General features: G+C 48.4%; 1 tRNA gene and 1 rRNA gene. Both read right to left on the bottom strand.

The window, feature by feature from the left end:
• Positions 1-357 precede the first annotated feature (357 nt).
• Positions 358-433, bottom strand: a tRNA-Ala gene (locus ACFPXP_RS02705).
• 87 nt (positions 434-520) lie between these two features.
• Positions 521-608: ribosomal RNA gene (locus ACFPXP_RS02700) — 16S ribosomal RNA — on the bottom strand; the annotation flags it as partial.

The raw sequence follows: 608 nt of genomic DNA, 5'->3' as shown, positions 1-608 counted from the left end.
TAGCGCCTAGGCATCCTCCGTGTGCCCTTACTAGCTTATCCTCGCTCTCATTTTGGCATGCCCTCCGTACGCTGTCGCGTAAAAGTCGGTCATACCAAAATGTTCGCTCGTGCAAGAAATATATGTTGGTTCGCGTAAAGTCGCTCACTCAAAATATATCCTCGCTAAACATCTAGTATAGGTTGTGATACTTGCGTATCACCAATGACTACACTTACATTGCCTTAACACTTTTTCGCTATCCAGTTTTCAAGGAACAATACATGTTTTCACTGCCATCTTGCGACGGCGAAAACTATCTTATCATATCGCCCTTCACGTTTCAACAGGTACTGTTTTCCACGTTGAAGGTGATTCTGGTGGAGCCAAGGAGGATCGAACTCCTGACCTCCTGCTTGCAAGGCAGGCGCTCTCCCAGCTGAGCTATGGCCCCATATTTGAAGGAACATTCCTTCAAAACTGAACGCGAGCGAAAAAGTTGGATTGGTATGGATGAGCTGCGTCATCCGATACTCCATAGAAAGGAGGTGATCCAGCCGCACCTTCCGATACGGCTACCTTGTTACGACTTCACCCCAATCATCTGCCCCACCTTCGGCGGCTGGCTC

Origin of the sequence: Marinicrinis lubricantis (assembly GCF_042658665.1) — a bacterium.
GTDB lineage: Bacteria > Bacillota > Bacilli > Paenibacillales > KCTC-33676 > Marinicrinis > Marinicrinis lubricantis.
The sequence above is the reverse complement of the archived record's forward strand: the minus strand, read 5'-3'. Positions and strand labels throughout refer to the sequence as shown.